Below are 16,756 nucleotides of genomic sequence, written 5' to 3'. Positions count from 1 at the left end.
GGCGTGTTCATCGTCCGGCGGCGCGGCTGGCGTTCGCCGGTGGGCGGGGTGGCAGTGCCGTGGAAGCCTGCGTGGCGATGCGGGCCTGGGGGCGCTCCCCGCGCCAGACGTGGCGTGCGTTGGGTTCGAGGAGGTGGCGCAGGACCATGGCTCGGCCGTCTCTCGCGGCGACTGCGGTGTTGACCTGGTGGGCGATGGCCATCTGGGACGGGGTGAGTTCGCCGGGAGCGCGGCCGATGGCCGCGAGCAGGGTGTTCTCGGCCCGGTCCACCACGGTCTGGGCTTCGGCGGTCAGCCCGTACCAGTGGAGCGCTTCGGTGGCGGGATGCGCGCGGCCGGTAGCGGTCGCTACTCGACGGAGGTCATCGAGGGGCTGCTGAAATGCCGCCTCTATGCGCTGGGTGAGGACACTCATGACGTCGTCGGATGACACGTCTTCTCCTTTCGCAAATGCAGTAGCCGACCAGCAGACGTGTTCCGCTTGCGGCTTTCTCTAAGCATCCGGAGAATCCGGGAATTCGATAAGCACGAAGAGCCTGGTATAGGGCCGATGGCGGTACGCCGGATTACTGTCAGCGCCGACGAGCGAGGCCGGGCAGCGTGGGCTGAACCAGCGCCGGGCGCAAGGCCGTTCGGGAGGTGAGGGGCGCCGGGCGAAGGGGTGCGTCCGGGCTGTCGATCCAGTCCATCGCGGCTTCGTAAGTGGGGAAGACGCCCTCGCGGAGGGTGTGGGTGAAGGCTTCCGTGTCGGCAACTTCGTGCAGGACCCGGTAGGGGTGGGGATCCTTCTCGTCGAGGGCGCGCAGGACGACGACCACGACCGGCGCCGGCAGCGAGTCGTCGGTGTTGCTGTGCAGGAGGGCGAAGTAGTCGCCGTCACCCATCAGCCGCTCCTGCAGCGCAGCCGTGCGCTTGTCAGCGGGCGCGGTCCCCATGCCTTTCGGGAGCCGGATTTCGTCGCGCGGGCATCCCCGGGAAATCAGCCAAGACTGCACCATCACCGGGAGCGGAAGGCTGGCGTATTCGAAGGTGAACGTCTTGGCTTTCAGGTTGCGGTCGATGTGGAGGGCAAGGAGCTGGGGAAGTCCGGGGATCCCCCAGGTGACGGATTCGTCGAACATCACGTGGTAGCTGTGGCGGCCGTCGGGCGTGTGATGCTCGGCCATCCGGCCCAGGTGGTCGAGGTTGGAGTCGATCGCGTCGTGGAAATCGTCGTCGACTGAGTCGTCGGCGGGCTCGAAGCCGTCGATTCTCAGGACGGGTTGGTGTTCGGGGTTCGGCACGTGCGTGCTTTCGGCAGTGGCTGGGTCAGGCCAGCGGGGAACGGGAAGGGGTTCGGGAGCCCGGCTGTGGGGGCAGATGCGTGCCAATGGCTGGGCGGCTGCCTGCGAGGACTGAGCGGCCGAGGTCGGTGACGGACACCGGGCTGGCCGGCGTGCAAGGGGCGTGAGGTGTCGCGGGTGACGAGGCCGGCGTCCTCAAGGCGCTCGAAGTCGTACTGGGTGATCTTGGCTCCGGCTACCGTCGCGACGGAGATGCGCCGGGTCATGAGGTTCTCGTGGAGCTTTGCGCCGCGGGCGATGGCGAGCAGCGCCGCGAAGTCCGGTGGCGAGATGTCGGGGCCCAGGGACCGGGAAGGACGGGGAGCGTGCTGTTCCAGCGGTACGAGCAGGGTGAGGCTTCACCGAGGAGCTGGTCGCGGGTCTCGACGGCTTCCTTCAGTTGGCCCAGACCCCGGTCGATCCGGCCGAGTACGGCGCTGTCGATCTCGAACTGTCCGCTGGTTAGCCGCTGGAGCAGGACCCGGTTGAAGGTCAAGGTGGCCTGCGCATGGGCCAGGGCGCGGTGCGCGCGGACCAGCTGCGCGACGGGCTCAGTCAGCAGGTTGCTGTCGTCTAGGCGCCAGAGGGCTTCGATGGATTTCCCGGTGACGGTTTCGATGCGGTCATCGATGCCGGTCTGGTTCTTGGGGATAGGCATGAGGGTCCTGTCGGGCGGGGCGGGGTGCGGCCGGCAGAGCAAGGAGTGAGAGCCGAAGGCGTACTTCGAGGTGGGCGCCGACGGGGTGCTCCGAGGTAGGACCGAGCTGCCGCAGGAGGGCCAGCATCGGCCGGTTGGACCGCTCGACGTACACGTGCAGCGTGAGGGCTACTGCTGTCCGTGCACGGTCGGTGGCGGTGTGGATCAGGCGGGTCCCGATGCCGCGGCGGTGGTGCGGGTCGGCGACCTGAAGACCCAGGTCAACGGTGCCGGGTTCGCTCAGGACTGGCCCGGCGGATACGAGCCCGACAACTGCGCCGGCCTCGGTTGCCACCCAGCATTCCGAGAGCGCCGACAACCGCTCCCAGTCGCGCTGCCGAACCTGGGTGTGACCCCAGCGGCTGTGCAGGGACTTCTCAGTGCACGCGCGGTGGAACGCTTCGATCAGTGGCCAGTCGTCTACCCCGGTCCGGCGGATCTGGAGCGGTTCGGCGTGCTGGGTGCTCAGTGCGCGCCGCTCCTCCGCGAGCACGCGGAAGCCTTCGCCTCGCAGGTACAGCAGCAGGTCACGCGGGTGCTCAAGGCCGTCAGAAGCGCGGTCAGGAGGGAGCAGACGCAGGTTGCGCTGGTAGTACTCGCGATGTCGGCGCTGGCGGCCGACCGCGGGCAGGACGTGGAGGTACAGGGGGTTGCGGCGGGACAGGCTCGGCTACTCAAAGAGAGGGACCTCTCGGGTGGAGGGAGACGGGAGACGGGGTGGCGGGCCGGGCAGTGGGCAGGCCTGCCGTGATGGGGTAGGGGTGGGCTGCGGTCTGCGGGGACCGCGCCCGGGCGGCGTGGGCCAGCGCGCTCAGGGGTCGGTGTTCGATGCCCAGGCGCTCGGCGACGACCTTGTAGATCTCGTACTGAGCGCGCGGCCTGAGGGCGACGACGAACACCTCGCTCCGGTGAGCCGACGTTTCCGGTGCGGGGCGCAGTCCGTAGACCATGCGCCACCGGGCCGAGTCGATGTAGATCTTCCGAAACCCGGCCAGAGCCCCGGTCAGTTCCGGTCCGTGACGCTGACCGGTGACGGCGTCCTGGAGGCGGGAGAGCGCCACATCGCGGACGTCGGCGGGCGCGGCGAGGAGGTCGTTCAGGGCCCGGGGGTCAAAGGACAGGCTGTACACGGGCTCGGCCGGGCCGGTCACGATGCCTCGGTCGGCACGGGCGCCTTCGGTCCGGGCAGCAGCCGGTGGGAGGGCCGGCTCGGATCGGTCATGCAAGCGGAGAGCGGGCCGCCTGGGGCACGCACCGCAGCCATGGTGTGGGTAAGGAAGTCGCGGTGCCACACGGCCGGACCTGACAGGCCCGCTTCGGGTTCCATGTGCTGCTGGTAGGCCATCCACAGGGCGTGGAGCCAGCCCACGACGTCGAGGTGTTCCTGCCACTGCTGGCACCAGGGCGTCGAGGTGGTGACCTCGGCACCGTAGACATCGAGGAGGACGTCCTGGACCCAGTCGGTGAGGGCGTCGAGCTCGGCCTCGTACTCCTCGCCGTCGAGGGCGAGGATGAAGCGCGGCTCGGGGGGCGGTTCAGGCATCGAGCGCGAGCCCGGCATCGGCATGCCGGCGAACGGGGACATCCCCGGCAGTGGATCGGCGGAGAGCGTGTCCAGGAGACGGGCCTGCTCGGCCGACTGGTCCATCAGCCGACGAACAGAGGCTTCCAGGTTGTCCAGCTCTGCGTCTGGCAGCCTGATCGGCTCCAACCGTCCCTGGTCGGGATCGGTGGATTCAGACATGGGGGTCCTCCTTGACGCCGCACAATGCGGGAAATGTGGTGCCGCTTCCAGCAGCCCGGGAATCCGCGGATTCGGAATTCACGGACCAGGTGCTATGTCCGACCGGGGCAGGGAGACCCCTGCCCCGGGATCCGGTCATGCGGCGAGGATGAAGTCCTCGCGGGTGAGGGTCTGGTTGAGGGTTTCGGTAAGCCGGTCGGCCGCGATCCGGCTGTACTCGGCGGTCTTCTCCACGCCGATAAAGCTGCGGCCCTCCAGCAGAGCGGCGACTCCGGTGGAACCGCTGCCGGCGCAGAAGTCGAGGACAGTGCCCTTCTTGGGGCAGATCTTCACGAGCTCGCGCATGACGGAGACCGGCTTCTGCGTGATGTGCTGACGCTCCTTGCCCGAGGGCTGCGAGGCACTGTAGAGGCCGGGCAAATAGACCTCGTTCTGGGAGCCGTCCAGGGCGCCCTTGCTTCCCCAGATGACGAACTCCAGGTTCTGGGTGAAACGGCCCTTCTGGGGCCTGGCCTGCGGCTTGTGCCAGCCCAGGACGCCGCGCCACAGCCAGCCGGCGGCCTGCAGGGCGTCGGTCGTGGTCGGCAGCTGCCGCCAGTCGGTGAACAGGAGCGCGGTGCCGCCCGGCTTCGTCAGGCGGTGGGACTCGGTCATGATCTGCGTCAGCCAGAACGAATACGACCTCTGGTCCATGTTCTCGCCGGTGAAGTCCGGCAGAGCGTGCTTGGCGTCGTTGGAGGTGTACTTCTGCCGCGCCGTACGGGAGGTCCTCTCCTTCGCCGTCCGGCCGCCGCTGTTGTACGGCGGGTCGGTGATGACGGAGTCGACGCAGGCATCGGGCAGGGTGGCGAGCACGCTGAGCGCATCGCCCTGGTGAAGGGAAAAGGGCAAGGGTGTACCGCGATTCTGGTTGGTGAATGGGGAATCCCCCAGCGCGACAGCGGCAGCACCTGGACGTCGTGGAGAGTGACGTCCGGGGGGAGCGGTGGCGGGGATATCGAAAAGGCTAGGGCACGATCCGGGAATGACGATGGCCGCTCACGGCCATTTCGGTAAGTCCGGATCGGCGCCTAGAGTTTTGGATGTCCCGACCGGCACGGCCCGGTGGGACATCCCCTTCCCCGACTTCCGTGCCGGAGGCATGCCTTGATCCGAATCACCTAGCAGTGCGCCGGACCCGGTCGAGCGGCAACTCGACCGGATACGCCGGCCTCCCCGATCACCTACCGCCGGCCGTGGCGTCTTTCCGCTCCTCATCGCGCCACGGCCTGGCCCTCATCCAAGGACAACTCCCATGGCACACCCATGCCCTGAGGCAGCTGATGCCGCCGTCGACCAGCCCGTCCCCGCGCTGAGGCGGCCCGATTGAAGGCGCTGGCCGCCGTAATAGGCCTCGTCTGTCTCTCCCCGCTCCTCCTCGCAGCCACCGCAGCCGTAGCGGCGGCGGGCTCCGCCGGGCGCTCGACCACGTGCAACACAGGGTCGGGTACCGACGCGGCGGCCGTGGCCAAGGCCGTCGAGGCGATCCTCGGCAGCAACGGCTCTTCCAGCCAGGACGTACGCGTCGAAGGCCTGGAGCTTCCCGCCGAACAGATCCCCCACGCGAAGACGATCGTGGCGACCGGCATCTCCCTGCACGTCCCCGAGCGCGGCCAGGTCGTGGCGCTGGCCACCGCCATCCAGGAATCCCGCCTGCGGAATCTGGACTATGGCGACCGCGACAGCCTGGGTTTGTTCCAGCAGCGCCCCAGCCAGGGGTGGGGAACGCCCGAGCAGATCCGCGACCCCGTCTACGCGAGCACCAAGTTCTACAACGCGCTGCTCAGGGTGCCTGGTTGGGAGAGCCTGACCATCACCCAGGCCGCACAGAAGGTGCAGCTCAGCGGATTCCCCAACGCGTACGCCCAGTGGGAGCCGCTCGCCCGGGCCCTGCAGCAGGCCATCGTGAAAGTTCTGCCCGGCGGCGGAACCCCCGCCCCGGGGGGACAGCCCCCAGCTGGAGCCGGATGCAATGGCGGCGGAGACTTCGGGCAGATCCCCGAGGGCACAGTGCCCGAAGGGTACGAGATCCCCAAGGACGCGCCGGCCAAGGTCCAGACCGCGATCCGCTGGTCGATGGGTCAGCTCGGAACCATGTACCAGTGGGGCGGCACCTGCCTCGCCTCCCACGGCCCGGACCCGATGGGCCGGTGCGACTGCTCCAGCCTGACCCAGCAGTCCTACAACGCGGCCGGCATCACCCTCACCCGCACCACGTACACCCAGGTCAACGAAGGTTCCAGCGTGCCGGTTTCCGGCATCAAGCCGGGCGACCTGCTGTTCACCCGCCCCGGTCCGAACGGTCCCGAGCACGTGGCCATGGCCATCGGCTCCGCGAAGGGCACGGTCCTCGCGATCGAGGCCCCGCGGACAGGGAAGCCGGTCCGGATCGTCACCCAGGCCAGTCTCGGCGACATCATCGCCGTCCGGCGGATGGTCCCCGCTCCCTGACCGCCTGACGGCCGTCCTTCCCATCCGGCTTCCTCACCGGATTTCCCAGCGACCGTGCGCCGCCCGAACCGCGCGCCGCCCTCGCTTCCCCTCAGATCACGCCCCCGCACGAGGCCGAACTGCCCGTGCGTGCAAGGAGTTCAGCGCAGCCATGCCTTCGATCGACCGCATCATCTACCTCGCGTACGACCCGGGCGTCGCCCCCAAGGAAGGCGGCCTGCCGGGCCTGTCGGTCCTCAAGGACGTCGTCTCCTCCATCAACCTCTACGGCATCATCGCCGTGGTCGGCGCTCTCTCGGTCAGCCTCGCCGTCTGGGCCTGGGGCCACTTCACCGGCGGCCACAACAGCGAGGCCAACGGGAAGAAGGGCGCGCTGGTCAGCGCGGGCGCGGCCCTCGGCCTCGGTGCCGCCAACGGCGCCGTCGCCTTCTTCTCCACGCTCGGCACCCAGGTCAAGTAGTGGCGAAACGATCACGCAAACGCGCGCGCCCCCCTATGTACAGCCACGCAGGCCGCTGGCCGGCCAACAAGCGCATCACCTTCCTCGCCATCGGCCTGGCCGTCCTCCTCGCGCTGGCCGGACTCGCCGCCTGGTGGACCGGACGCTCCGAAACCGACCGGCCCGCCTCCCCCAGCCCTGCCGGCGCACCGCCGACCACGGCCCCGGCGCAGCCTCCGGCCGGCGGGACCGGCACGGTGGCCCCGCCTGCGAAGATCTCCGACCCGCTCGCGTACGGGAAGGCAGCGGCCCAGGTGCTGTGGACCTACGACACCCGCACCACCAGCCACCCCCAGCACCTCGCCGGTCTTCGCGGCTGGGTCACCCAGGAGACGAAGTACGCGGACTGGCCCGGAATCCAGGCCCAGATCCCCGACCCGGTCCTGTGGACCCGGATGCACGACAACGCCCAGCACGCCGAGGCCAACGTCACCGAGTCCCGCTTCCCCAGCAGCTTCAAGCAGGCGCTGGCCGAGGATCCCGCCGCGCTGACCACCGCGTACATCTACTTCGTCACCGTCACCGGCAAGCAGCAGATCAGTTGGAACGGCGGCGGCGCCGGGGCCGAAGACCGCTCGGTCACCCTCGCCGTCCAGTGCCGGCCAGGAGCCGACTGCTCCCTCGTCGCGATCTCGCCCCGGGTCCTGCCGTGATCCGCCCCGCTCCCTGAAAGGAGGCATCCCCCTATGGGGTTCTGTGACCTGCCCATGGCGAACAAGCTGTGCTCCGCTGCCGACCTCATCGACTTCGCCAACGACCCTGGCAAGGCGATCACCGAAGGCATCGGGAACTGGATCGCGAAATCGGTCGGAGAACTGGCGATGGCCTCAGCCGACCTCGCCGTCGATGGCATCACCGCCACCACCAAGATCGACCTCAACGCCACGTGGTTCAAGGACAACTACGAAACGCTGCTGCCCATCGGTCTGGTCATGCTCGTGGCGACCATGTGCGCTCAGCTGGTGCGTGCCGCGATCAAGCGGGACGGCCAGGCCCTGACCCAGGCGTTCACCGGCACCTTCGTGGGCGTGCTCTTCTCGTTCAGCGCCATCGCCCTGACCACGGTCGCGATCGAAGTCGTCGACGCCCTCTCGGACGGGCTCTTCGCGGCGGCCGGTACCTCCATGGAGGAGGCCGTCCGGCGCAGCATCAAGGCCTCCGTCATCGGCGGCGTGGCCGGGCTCGGCTGGATGGTGCCGGCCTTCGTCGGGATCGGCACAGCCGTCGGCGCGTTCATGTTCTGGTGCGTCATGCTGATGCGCAAGGTCGGCATCCTGGTCATGGTCACGCTGGCGGTCTTCGCCGGTGCCGGCGGCGGCTGGGAAGTCGCACGCCGTTGGCGGCGCGGCTGGATCGAGGCCACCGCAACCCTCGTCGTCTCCAAGCTCCTGATGACCGTCATCTTCATCCTCGGCATCTCCGCCCTCGGCGACACCGAGGGCAAGGACGGCACCCAGGCCCTGGCCGACGTCATGGCCGGCATCGTCATCATGTGCCTGGTCCTCCTCGCCCCGTACGCGACGTTCAAGTTCGTGCACTGGGCCGCCGAAGGCACCGACAGCGAATCGATTCACCGCGCCGGTGGAGCCGGTGCACAGGTTGCTCGTCAGCACACTGAGCAGGCGGCCCGCAAGGTCGCGACCATGGCCGCGACAGGCGGTGCCGGTGGAGCGGCAGCAGGATCAGCCGCTCCGCAGGGTCCCGACTCGCTCGCCAGCGGCGGGTTCCCCGGCGATGTCGCCTCCCAGTCCAGTGGTGGCGGCGGGCAGAAGCAGGGCTCCCAGGAGGGCGGCGGCATGTCGCCCGCGATGGGCGCGCTGACCAAGGCGGTGCAGCCTCCGCCGACGAGCCCGCAGCAGGACACCAGCGGACAGCCCGGCGGCCCCTCCGGCCAACCGTCCGGCGACGGTTCCCCCAGCAGCCCGGACTCGGGCGGCGCGCAGTGGTCAAGCCGCGGCACCGGTTCCCCGCCGCCGCAGGGAGCCTCCCCGTCGGCCGACGCAGGCCAGGCAACCGGACCGGCGGCCCCGACGCCGCCTCCCGCCGGCAACTGATCCCCATCCGCTGACGGCAGGAAGCCCCGTGGGACGCGCCGCGCCCGCTCCGGCGCGTCCCACGGACCCACCCCAGCCTCCCGCCCGTACCTGAACGGCCCTTCCCTTGGCAGACCTGACGCTCTCCCCCATGACGGTGAAGTTCCCCATCCGCTCCCGTCGCGGCATCCTCCTCGGCCTCACCCTCCCCCAACTGGTCCTCGTCTCGATCACCCTCGCGCTGCTCCTCGCGACCGTCGTGACCTCCGGCCTGCTCGGCGCCATCACCCTGACCCCGCTCTGGGCGGCCATCGCCACCCTCACCTTCGTACGCCGCGAAGGCAGGTCCCTGATCGACTGGGCGCCGATCATCGTCCGCTACGCACAGCGCCGCCGCACCGGACAGACCATGTGGCTGGCCCGCGCGGTCTCCCGGCCCCGGGTCGACGGACTGCTCCACCTTCCAGGCACCACCGCTGCGCTTCGCGTTGTCACACCGGACGGCTCCCAGGCCGCCGCCGTCCACGACCCCCAGCAGCAAACCCTGACCGCGGTCGCCCGCGTCAGCTCCAGGGCCTTCGCACTCCTCGACCCGGGCACCCAGAACGCGAACGTCGCCAACTGGGGCCGGGCACTGGCGAGCATCGCCCGCACCGGGCACGTCGCCACCGTCCAGGTCCTGGAGCGCACGGTGCCCGACTCCGGAGACGGGCTCGCCCGTCACTGGGCCCAGCACGGCAACGCCCAGACCCCCGTCGCCGGCCAGGTGTATTCGGAACTGCTGGCCTCCGCCGGACCGGCCGCCGCCCCGCACGAGGCGTACATCGCGATCTCCCTGGACCTCAAGGCCGCCAAGCGCCTCATCTCCCAGGCCGGCGGTGGCCTCGCCGGAGCCTTCACCGTCATGGCCACGACCACCAGCTCGGTCTCCCAGGCCGCCCGCTCCTCCGGCCTGACCGTCACCGGCTGGCTGACCGCCCGCGAGATCTCGGCCGTGATCCGCACCGCGTACGACCCGAAGGCCATGTCCGCGCTGCAGCAGTGGTCTCCCAACGGCCGCGCCGAGGCGGACCCGGCCGCCGCCGGTCCCGTGGTCCAGATCGAGGAGAGCGACCGGCTCGCCACCGACTCCGCCCGCCACGCCACCTACTGGGTGGAGGCCTGGCCGCGGACCGAGACGGGCGCCGGCTTCCTCCACGGCCTCCTCTTCAGCGCCGGTGTCCGGCGCAGCTTCTCCCTTATATACGCGCCGCAGGCCCTGTCGGCCGCCCTGCGCGATGTCCAGCGCCGCAAAGCGACGATCATCGCCGACGTCGCCGAGCGCCGGCGCAAGGGCATGGTCGACAGCGAAGAGGACAACGTCGAGTACACCGACGTCAAAGCCCGTGAGCGCCAGCTGATCGCCGGCCACGCCGACGTCGCCCTCACCGGCCTGATCACCGTCAGCGCCGAGACCGACGCCCTCCTCGACGCGGCCTGCGCACAGATCGAGACCGCCGCCGTCACCGCCCAAGTCGACCTGCGCCGACTCCTGTTCCAGCAGCCCGACGCCTTCGCCCTCGCCGCGCTGCCCCTGGCCCGCGCCGCCCTCTAGCCGCGCCGCACCATCCCTGCCCCGCAGGAAGGACTCCGTGACACCCCCCACCCCGCTCCCCGACTCACACCCCTACCTGCGCGCTGCCACCGCTGGCATCCGCCACCACACCCGCAGCCTCAACCCCGGTGCACCGACGCCCACCGACCGGGTCCATCTCGACACCGTCCACGCCCACCTAACCGCGCTCCACCACCTCCTCGACCAGCTCACCGACACCACCCGCACCACCTGGCCGACCGCCGGCCGTCACCTCGCCGGCGCCCACACCCGCCTGTGGCAGGCCGCAGCCGAAGTCCACGACGCCTTCCACACCCTCCCGGCAACAACCACCACAGCACCCGGAGCTGGTGAGGAGTGCGATCCGAACCGGCTTCCCGAAGGCCCGCCCGTACTGACCATCTGCCAGCGCCACCTCACCGCCGGCCACGCCATCCGCCGCAAGACCACCCCCGCCGACCTGCGCGGCCACGTCACCCACTGCGGGCGATGAACACCCCCGCCCTCACGAGATCAGGCCGCCACCGATGACCCACCGGCCCGCACGCCGCGCCCGACGCGCCAGCGCATCGCCCCTGTTCACCCCCCACGGAACCGACCGCGCCACCCGCCGGGCCGCACGGCGCCAGCTCGCCGAAGCCCAGGCCAAGGCCCGCGAGACAGCCGCATCCCTCCCCGGCGGACACCTGCCGGCCGAAGCCGAGATGCCACTGCCGCTGTACCCGCCTTCGGGCCGGCCCGGCCCCGCCTCCGCCCGCGGCAACAAGCTGCGGCTGCCCGCACACCGCATGACCACCGCCACCGCGAGCGGCGCGTACCCCTTCCTCGCCGAGGGCGGTCTCGGCGCGGACGGGGTCTACATCGGCCGTGACGTGCATGCTGAGGCGTCCTTCACGTTCGACCCCTTTTCCCTGTACGGGAAGATCGAAGGCTTCACCAACCCGAACGTGCTGCTCGCCGGGGTCATCGGCCAGGGCAAGAGCGCCCTCGCGAAGTCCTTCGCGCTCCGCAGCGTTGCCTTCGGGTACAAGGTGTACGTCCCCTGCGACCCGAAGGGCGAGTGGACCCCGGTCGCCACCGCCCTCGGCGGGACCTCCATAGCCCTCGGCCCGGGCCTGCCCGGCAAGCTGAACCCGCTCGACGCCGCGCCCCGCCCGAACAGCGTCACGGAAGCGGATTGGGCGGGCGAGATCCGCAAGCGGCGCCTCCTGCTCCTCGGCTCCCTGGCCCGCACCGTCCTCGGGCGAGATCTCCAGCCGATGGAGCACACCGCCCTCGATGTCGCCCTCGACGCCGTCGTCCAGGCCGCCACCGCTGCCGGACGCACCCCTCTGCTCGGCGACATCGCCCACACCCTGAACCAGCCCAACCTCCTCGACCAGGCCGCCGGCACCATGTCCGGCCACCTCGGCGACGCCGCCCGCGACCTCGCGCACGCATTGCGACGCATGGTGCACGGAGACCTGAGCGGCATGTTCGACGCCCAGTCGACCATCCGCTTCGACCCCAACAGCCCGATGCTCACCATCGACCTCTCACGGCTGGGCGGATCGGGCGACGACACCGCCCTCGTACTGGCGATGACCTGCGCATCGGCCTGGATGGAGTCCGCGCTCACCGACCCGGGCGGCGGCCGCCGATGGGTCGTCTACGACGAGGCGTGGAGATTGATGAGGCACGCGGGCCTCCTGGAGCGCATGCAGGCCCAGTGGAAACTCAGCCGCGGCCTGGGCATCGCCAACCTCATGGTCATCCACCGGCTATCCGACCTGCTCACCGCAGGCGACGTCGGCTCACGTGGCCGCGCCCTCGCAGAAGGCCTCCTCGCCGACTGCTCCACCCGCATCATCTACCGCCAGGAAAACGACCAGCTCGCCGCAGCCGCCGGACTCCTCGGCCTCACCAGCGTCGAAACCCAGGCAATTTCCCACCTGAACCGGGGCCGCGGACTATGGCGGGTCGCCGGAAGATCCTTCATCGTCCAACACCTGCTTCACCCACACGAATCCACCCTATTCGACACCGATGCACGGATGCATTAGCAAGGTGCTCGACCTACAGATACGGCCCACAATTGGCAAATTCCCCGAACTCCACCCCTCAGAGTTTCCTTCACCTCGTCGTCGTGGAGGGCCCTCCGTACGGACCGTACCTGGGCATAACCGAGCGGCCCACGATGACCGGATATGACTCCCTGACCTTCACCCGCCAGACCGCCGAGCAGATCGTCGCCGACCTCAAAAAGGACTCGTGCGGGCTGTCCGGCTCCTGGACCGGCGACGTGCTGACCTTCACAGCAACCAAGGACTACGACGGCGAAGGCTTCACGTACACCGTCACCCCAGATACCCAGGGTCGCTACACCATCGAAGCCCTGTGGCCTTGGGACACGTGGAGCACAGACCTCGCCTCGGGCGAGCAGAACCATGCATACGCACAAGGCGCCCTAGCCCCCCTGCAGCCAATTGATCCGGCGTATTCAGCTGCCGATGCTGCTGCATGGCGACGTGGAAGGGATGAGGCTGCGAACCTCCTCCAGATCCCAACCGCTGCACAAAGCCGCTCCCGCTCCGCACAGGTGCCCAGCATGCCGCATCCCACCGCGCCCATATCCGGGATAGACCTGACCAGCCGGGCTCGGTGACATCGCCTCAAACGCCAATTCCGCGGCATCCGTTAGATGGCACCACAACCCTATCTCCGGGTCCTTGCGACGTACCAGGCTCACACCCTCTTGGCTCCGAAATCCCAATCTGCACAACGGAGAAGACCACCATCGAATCCCACCCGACAGCCGCAGACCTCCCCCTGGCCGACGAGGACGACCTCGCCACCCTCACCAATGACATCCGGGAGAACGGGCTTCTGCAGCCCATCGTCCTCGACCGCCAGGGCCGCATCCTCGACGGACGCGGTCGACTCATCGCGTGTGAACGAACCGGCACTCAGCCGGCCTTCGTCACCTACGAAGGCGACATCCCGGACATCTACGTCCTGGCGGTCAACCTCACGCGCCGCAGCCTGACGAAGGGGCAGGCTGCCATGATCACCGTCAAGGCCCGTTCCCGCAGGGAACGCGAAGGCGGTTCCTCCAAGGAACAGACAGCACGATCCCTCGGGGAACAACTCGGAGTCGCCCTGGCCGTGATGGGGCGCGCGAGCACCGTCCTGCAGCACGCACCGAACCTGGTGGACCCCGTGATCAGCGGTGCCACAGGGCTCAACGAGGCCTACGCGATTGCCCAGGAAAACAAGGCCAAGGCGAACTCTGCCGAGGTCCAGCTCGCCCGCCTCCGCGAGGAAGATCACGAGCTCGCCAACCGAGTCATCGAGGGTGATCTGACCTTGGCAGGCGCCTGGGCAGAGCGCAACGAGCGCGTCGAGGAGGACAAGCGCCAGCGCCGGGTGGCCACCACCCTGCTTGACGAGTTGGTGCCTCCCCTCGCACAAGCACGTGGCACCAAGACGTTCAGCCGTTACGACCCCACTTTCGCCACCGGCACCCCCATCACCCGCGAGACCATCGCGTACGCGATGACCGCGCTCGCCGAGATGGACCAGGTCTGGCAGGAGCGTGATCTGCCGTGAAACGTCGACCTGAGGAACTCCGGCTGCGGCACCTGGTCGAGACGACTGCACTGGAGATCACCGACACCGACGGCCGGTTCCGCAAACGCGACCTCGTCGACGCGGTGCGGAGCAAGCTCGACCACGACGACATCGGCCCGGAGACACGAGCCATCGCCCTGGACAAGCTTGCCGAGAGCGCGGTGAAGGGGTTCGGAGACGAGCGCAAGCCCCGACGCCGGGGACCAGAAACCCTCTTCCATCCCGATTGCATCCTCAAGCTGGGCAACGGCATTTGGATATGGATGCAAGACGCCACCGACTCCGACATCGTCGCGTGGCGTCGGCTCTCCCGACGAAACCGGGCGCGGGTCGATAGGGCGGACGACGACCTGCAGGACTACTCGGACGAGCGCCTCGACGCCTACCGCATCAACAAGGGCATCGTCCGCCTCATCGACCTGGAGCGCCACTACTTCGGGTGGACCCCCGACCAGGCGGATCCGGACTTCCTGCCGTTCGACGAGGCCCCTCTGGCAGAGAGCCGACCCCGTTGATCCCCGCCAGACGCACCCGCCCCTTGGCTCCCCTGCCAGATCACCGCCACACGGGCGATCCCGCATGGCAGCGGGCCTGGGCAGAATTCGAGCTTCTGACCACCCCGCTCCGTGAACGCGGGCTGGTCTGCGACATCGCAGAGGGCCACACGAGCAAGCTCGTCTACGCCTATCCGCCTGGCCACGACTCGGTCTTCATCATCGGACCCGAGGACGGCGGCTGGCTGGTGACCCACCAAGCACCCGCAGAGGACTGGTCCGACTTCTCCGTCGTCTACGACTCCCGCGCCGGCAGCACACCGCCAGCAGGCTCTGAGGCAGAGCACGACCACCAGCTCACTCCCCTGCTTGCCGCCGTCGACGCTTACGTCTCCCGCCGACTCCGCGTGCCCGCGGTCCCCACCCCGGCGGTGCCCCGGCAAGTAGGCCCGACCGCAGGCAAGCCGACGCACACCCGCTGACCAGCTCCGATCGGATGACCATGGACCGACCCTCCGGACTAAGTGACGCCGACTGGGCGGACTACCGCGCAGCCGCCCGTGATGACGCACTCGTCCAAAGCGAACTCGCTGATCGCGAAGCCCAGATCGAGAACGGAATCCTCACCCCCCAAGAGGAGTACGACTTCACCTGGGGGCAGGCAACCGACCACACCTGGCCCCGTGGCCTCGACGATCTCGCATACGGGTTCGAGCAGGCCACGCAGAGCATCGTCCTGCTGGACGCGTCCGGCCAGGTACCCAGCGCTTCCCTGCAGCCCTTGCTGTATCAGCAGGTGCGCCGGGCGCAAGAACTCGCGCACGCCACCAACGCAGTGCTCGACGAGGCAACGAGGCCCAACCAGCTCCCGACGGTCCGAGGTATCACCGCGCTCGCTCACCTTGCTTCCGCCGCCGCCCTGAGTGCCGCTGCTGTGCGCAGCCTGACCGAGGCTCTCAGGAGCGAGGTTGAACCTTCCGGTAATTCCCGGCACCACGAGGAATGGCATCTGGTGCTCGCCCATGCCGACGCTCGCCAAGACCTACGTCGGGCCGGCGAGGCCATCCGCTCCGCCAAGACCCTGATCACCTCGACTCCGCCTGTCGGCGGCCTCAAGCGGACAACCGCAGTCGCGCAACTCCCCACTCCTGGGCGTCCTCCTCGTATCCGGCGCTGACCCAGGACAACCAGATAGAGAGGCCCCCCTTCCGTGCACCACCCCGCCAGCATCCGCATCGGCCTGCACACACCAGGCCCGCTGGACCGAGGCTCCAAGACGTCGCTCCAACGGCTGCTGTGGGGCCGCGGGTTCGTCTACTCGCGGCGCTACAACGGCTACGTGGCACCGGGGGTACTGCCCGCCGAGCAGCAGGTCCTCCTTGTCCATGAAGCCGTACATGCCGTGGCCGCCCTCGGCTATCCGGTAGCGCACTTCCACCATCCAGTGGCCGGCGGATGACGAATCCGGGCAAGGAGCGACCTCTGGACGCCTCGACCACGTACGGTCCCCTGTCTCAGTTCTCCCAGCAGGTGGCCTCCCTTCTGGGTGCCGGATGGAGCGCAGCGTCCCGTCGAAGCACCTATGCCACAGGGCCAAGGGGCTGGGATCCCGCCGAGAAGCGCTCCTGGGACAGGGCGGAAGGCGTCCTGTGGAGGGCCCTGCGCCGCGCTGAGGATGGCGAGCGGGCCGTACTGACCCATCCCCACGGCTTTCAGCTTTACCTGATGGAAAGGCCCGGGCGGCCGCGGCAGGTTCTCGTGGGCGGACTGCTCCCCGCCGGCATCAACTCGTACGGCGTGACCGAAGGCCCGGCCGCGATTTGCGTACCGAGGGACTCGGTACGGGCCGCCGCCGTCATGCGCCACCGCAGGTTCCTGTGGCACTACCGGGTTGCCGCTGCGCGAGTGTCGCGGGAGACGCGGTTCGGGGAAGTGAACAGCGTCGTGTTCGGCCGGGACCTCGACGGCACCCCCCTGATCAACGTGCTGTCGCAGCACGCGGCGCGCCTCCTGCTTCAGCACGGATCACCCTGGCTGCTGGATCCGGAGTCCGGCCTGTGCCGCCCACGGATCCCCGCCGGCGAATGCGAGAACCTCGTCGGCTCCGCCGCGACTCTCCTGCGCGCCTACGGCTACGCGATCACGCTCACCTCGGCACATCCCTGGGAGTACGCCTTCCGGCCTCCCACCAAGCCCGTCCCGCCGCCCGCACCGGTCCTGCCGCCCGGTAGGACCGCCGGTCCGACCCGCTGACCAGACGGCGCCCTTCCCCTC

21 protein-coding genes are annotated in these 16,756 nt (G+C 69.3%); 14 read left to right on the top strand and 7 right to left on the bottom strand.

The annotated features are described in order from the left end of the window. Nucleotides 1-7: 7 nt before the first annotated feature. From OG904_RS29980 to OG904_RS29950, 7 genes are all read right to left on the bottom strand, one after another. The gene (locus OG904_RS29980; protein WP_405496270.1) at nt 8-433 is read right to left on the bottom strand and encodes a hypothetical protein; all 426 of its coding nucleotides are present in this window, start codon (nt 431-433) and stop codon (nt 8-10) included. Nucleotides 434-572: 139 nt separating this feature from the next. Beyond that, nucleotides 573-1,283: a hypothetical protein gene (locus OG904_RS29975; RefSeq protein WP_405496268.1), complete on the bottom strand. Its 711-nt coding sequence runs from the start codon at nt 1,281-1,283 to the stop codon at nt 573-575. A 262-nt stretch (nt 1,284-1,545) separates the two neighbouring features. Then, entirely contained in the window at nt 1,546-1,980 is a 435-nt protein-coding gene (locus tag OG904_RS29970; RefSeq protein WP_405496266.1) for a hypothetical protein, read from the bottom strand. Beyond that, a complete protein-coding gene (locus OG904_RS29965) occupies nt 1,946-2,512 on the bottom strand; it encodes a GNAT family N-acetyltransferase (protein WP_405496264.1) in 567 nt (188 codons plus the stop codon). The genes OG904_RS29970 and OG904_RS29965 overlap by 35 nt, the downstream gene beginning before the upstream one ends. Nucleotides 2,513-2,693: 181 nt before the next feature. Beyond that, nucleotides 2,694-3,170 carry a hypothetical protein gene (locus tag OG904_RS29960; RefSeq protein ID WP_405496262.1) on the bottom strand — a complete coding sequence of 159 codons (477 nt, stop codon included), beginning with the start codon at nt 3,168-3,170 and terminating at the stop codon, nt 2,694-2,696. Beyond that, the gene (locus OG904_RS29955; RefSeq protein ID WP_405496260.1) at nt 3,167-3,763 is read right to left on the bottom strand and encodes a DUF4913 domain-containing protein; all 597 of its coding nucleotides are present in this window, start codon (nt 3,761-3,763) and stop codon (nt 3,167-3,169) included. The genes OG904_RS29960 and OG904_RS29955 overlap by 4 nt, the downstream gene beginning before the upstream one ends. A 135-nt stretch (nt 3,764-3,898) precedes the next feature. After that, on the bottom strand, nt 3,899-4,654 hold the full coding sequence (locus OG904_RS29950; RefSeq protein ID WP_405496258.1) for a DNA-methyltransferase: 756 nt from the start codon (nt 4,652-4,654) through the stop codon (nt 3,899-3,901). A gap of 474 nt (nt 4,655-5,128) precedes the next feature. On the opposite strand from OG904_RS29950, the gene OG904_RS29945 reads away from it, so the two are divergent. The 14 genes from OG904_RS29945 (at nt 5,129) to OG904_RS29880 (ending at nt 16,735) form a co-directional block, all read left to right on the top strand. Further along, nucleotides 5,129-6,253 carry a C40 family peptidase gene (locus OG904_RS29945; RefSeq protein ID WP_405496256.1) on the top strand — a complete coding sequence of 375 codons (1,125 nt, stop codon included), beginning with the start codon at nt 5,129-5,131 and terminating at the stop codon, nt 6,251-6,253. 151 nt (nt 6,254-6,404) lie between these two features. Further along, nucleotides 6,405-6,713 carry a DUF6112 family protein gene (locus tag OG904_RS29940; RefSeq protein ID WP_267039851.1) on the top strand — a complete coding sequence of 103 codons (309 nt, stop codon included), beginning with the start codon at nt 6,405-6,407 and terminating at the stop codon, nt 6,711-6,713. Nucleotides 6,714-6,748: 35 nt separating this feature from the next. Then, the gene (locus tag OG904_RS29935) at nt 6,749-7,405 is read left to right on the top strand and encodes a hypothetical protein (protein WP_328297261.1); all 657 of its coding nucleotides are present in this window, start codon (nt 6,749-6,751) and stop codon (nt 7,403-7,405) included. A 33-nt stretch (nt 7,406-7,438) separates the two neighbouring features. Continuing rightward, a complete protein-coding gene (locus tag OG904_RS29930; RefSeq protein ID WP_405496253.1) occupies nt 7,439-8,806 on the top strand; it encodes an ATP-binding protein in 1,368 nt (455 codons plus the stop codon). Nucleotides 8,807-8,936: 130 nt separating this feature from the next. Next, nucleotides 8,937-10,379: an SCO6880 family protein gene (locus OG904_RS29925; RefSeq protein ID WP_405496251.1), complete on the top strand. Its 1,443-nt coding sequence runs from the start codon at nt 8,937-8,939 to the stop codon at nt 10,377-10,379. Between the two features lie 37 nt (nt 10,380-10,416). Beyond that, nucleotides 10,417-10,872 (top strand): DUF6238 family protein, encoded by a 456-nt coding sequence (locus tag OG904_RS29920; protein WP_405496249.1) that lies wholly within the window; start codon nt 10,417-10,419, stop codon nt 10,870-10,872. Between the two features lie 34 nt (nt 10,873-10,906). Beyond that, complete coding sequence (locus tag OG904_RS29915; protein WP_405496247.1) at nt 10,907-12,421, top strand: ATP-binding protein; 1,515 nt, start codon at nt 10,907-10,909, stop codon at nt 12,419-12,421. A 134-nt stretch (nt 12,422-12,555) separates the two neighbouring features. Continuing rightward, complete coding sequence (locus OG904_RS29910) at nt 12,556-13,023, top strand: hypothetical protein (protein ID WP_405496245.1); 468 nt, start codon at nt 12,556-12,558, stop codon at nt 13,021-13,023. Continuing rightward, the gene (locus OG904_RS29905) at nt 13,020-13,967 is read left to right on the top strand and encodes a ParB N-terminal domain-containing protein (RefSeq protein ID WP_405496243.1); all 948 of its coding nucleotides are present in this window, start codon (nt 13,020-13,022) and stop codon (nt 13,965-13,967) included. The genes OG904_RS29910 and OG904_RS29905 overlap by 4 nt, the downstream gene beginning before the upstream one ends. Beyond that, on the top strand, nt 13,964-14,503 hold the full coding sequence (locus OG904_RS29900) for a hypothetical protein (RefSeq protein WP_405496241.1): 540 nt from the start codon (nt 13,964-13,966) through the stop codon (nt 14,501-14,503). Before OG904_RS29905 ends, OG904_RS29900 begins: the two co-directional genes overlap by 4 nt. Before the next feature lie 23 nt (nt 14,504-14,526). Then, nucleotides 14,527-14,964, top strand: coding sequence for a hypothetical protein (locus OG904_RS29895; protein WP_405496239.1), 438 nt, complete (start codon nt 14,527-14,529; stop codon nt 14,962-14,964). Nucleotides 14,965-14,978: 14 nt separating this feature from the next. After that, nucleotides 14,979-15,659, top strand: a complete 681-nt coding sequence (locus OG904_RS29890; protein ID WP_405496237.1) for a hypothetical protein — start codon at nt 14,979-14,981, stop codon at nt 15,657-15,659. Nucleotides 15,660-15,692: 33 nt separating this feature from the next. Then, a complete protein-coding gene (locus OG904_RS29885; protein WP_405496235.1) occupies nt 15,693-15,941 on the top strand; it encodes a hypothetical protein in 249 nt (82 codons plus the stop codon). A 266-nt stretch (nt 15,942-16,207) separates the two neighbouring features. Then, on the top strand, nt 16,208-16,735 hold the full coding sequence (locus tag OG904_RS29880; protein WP_405496233.1) for a hypothetical protein: 528 nt from the start codon (nt 16,208-16,210) through the stop codon (nt 16,733-16,735). The last annotated feature ends 21 nt before the right edge of the window (nt 16,736-16,756 follow it).

Origin of the sequence: Streptomyces sp. NBC_00096 (genome assembly GCF_045041305.1) — a bacterium.
GTDB lineage: Bacteria > Actinomycetota > Actinomycetes > Streptomycetales > Streptomycetaceae > Streptomyces.
This window is presented reverse-complemented; position numbering and strand designations above follow the sequence as displayed.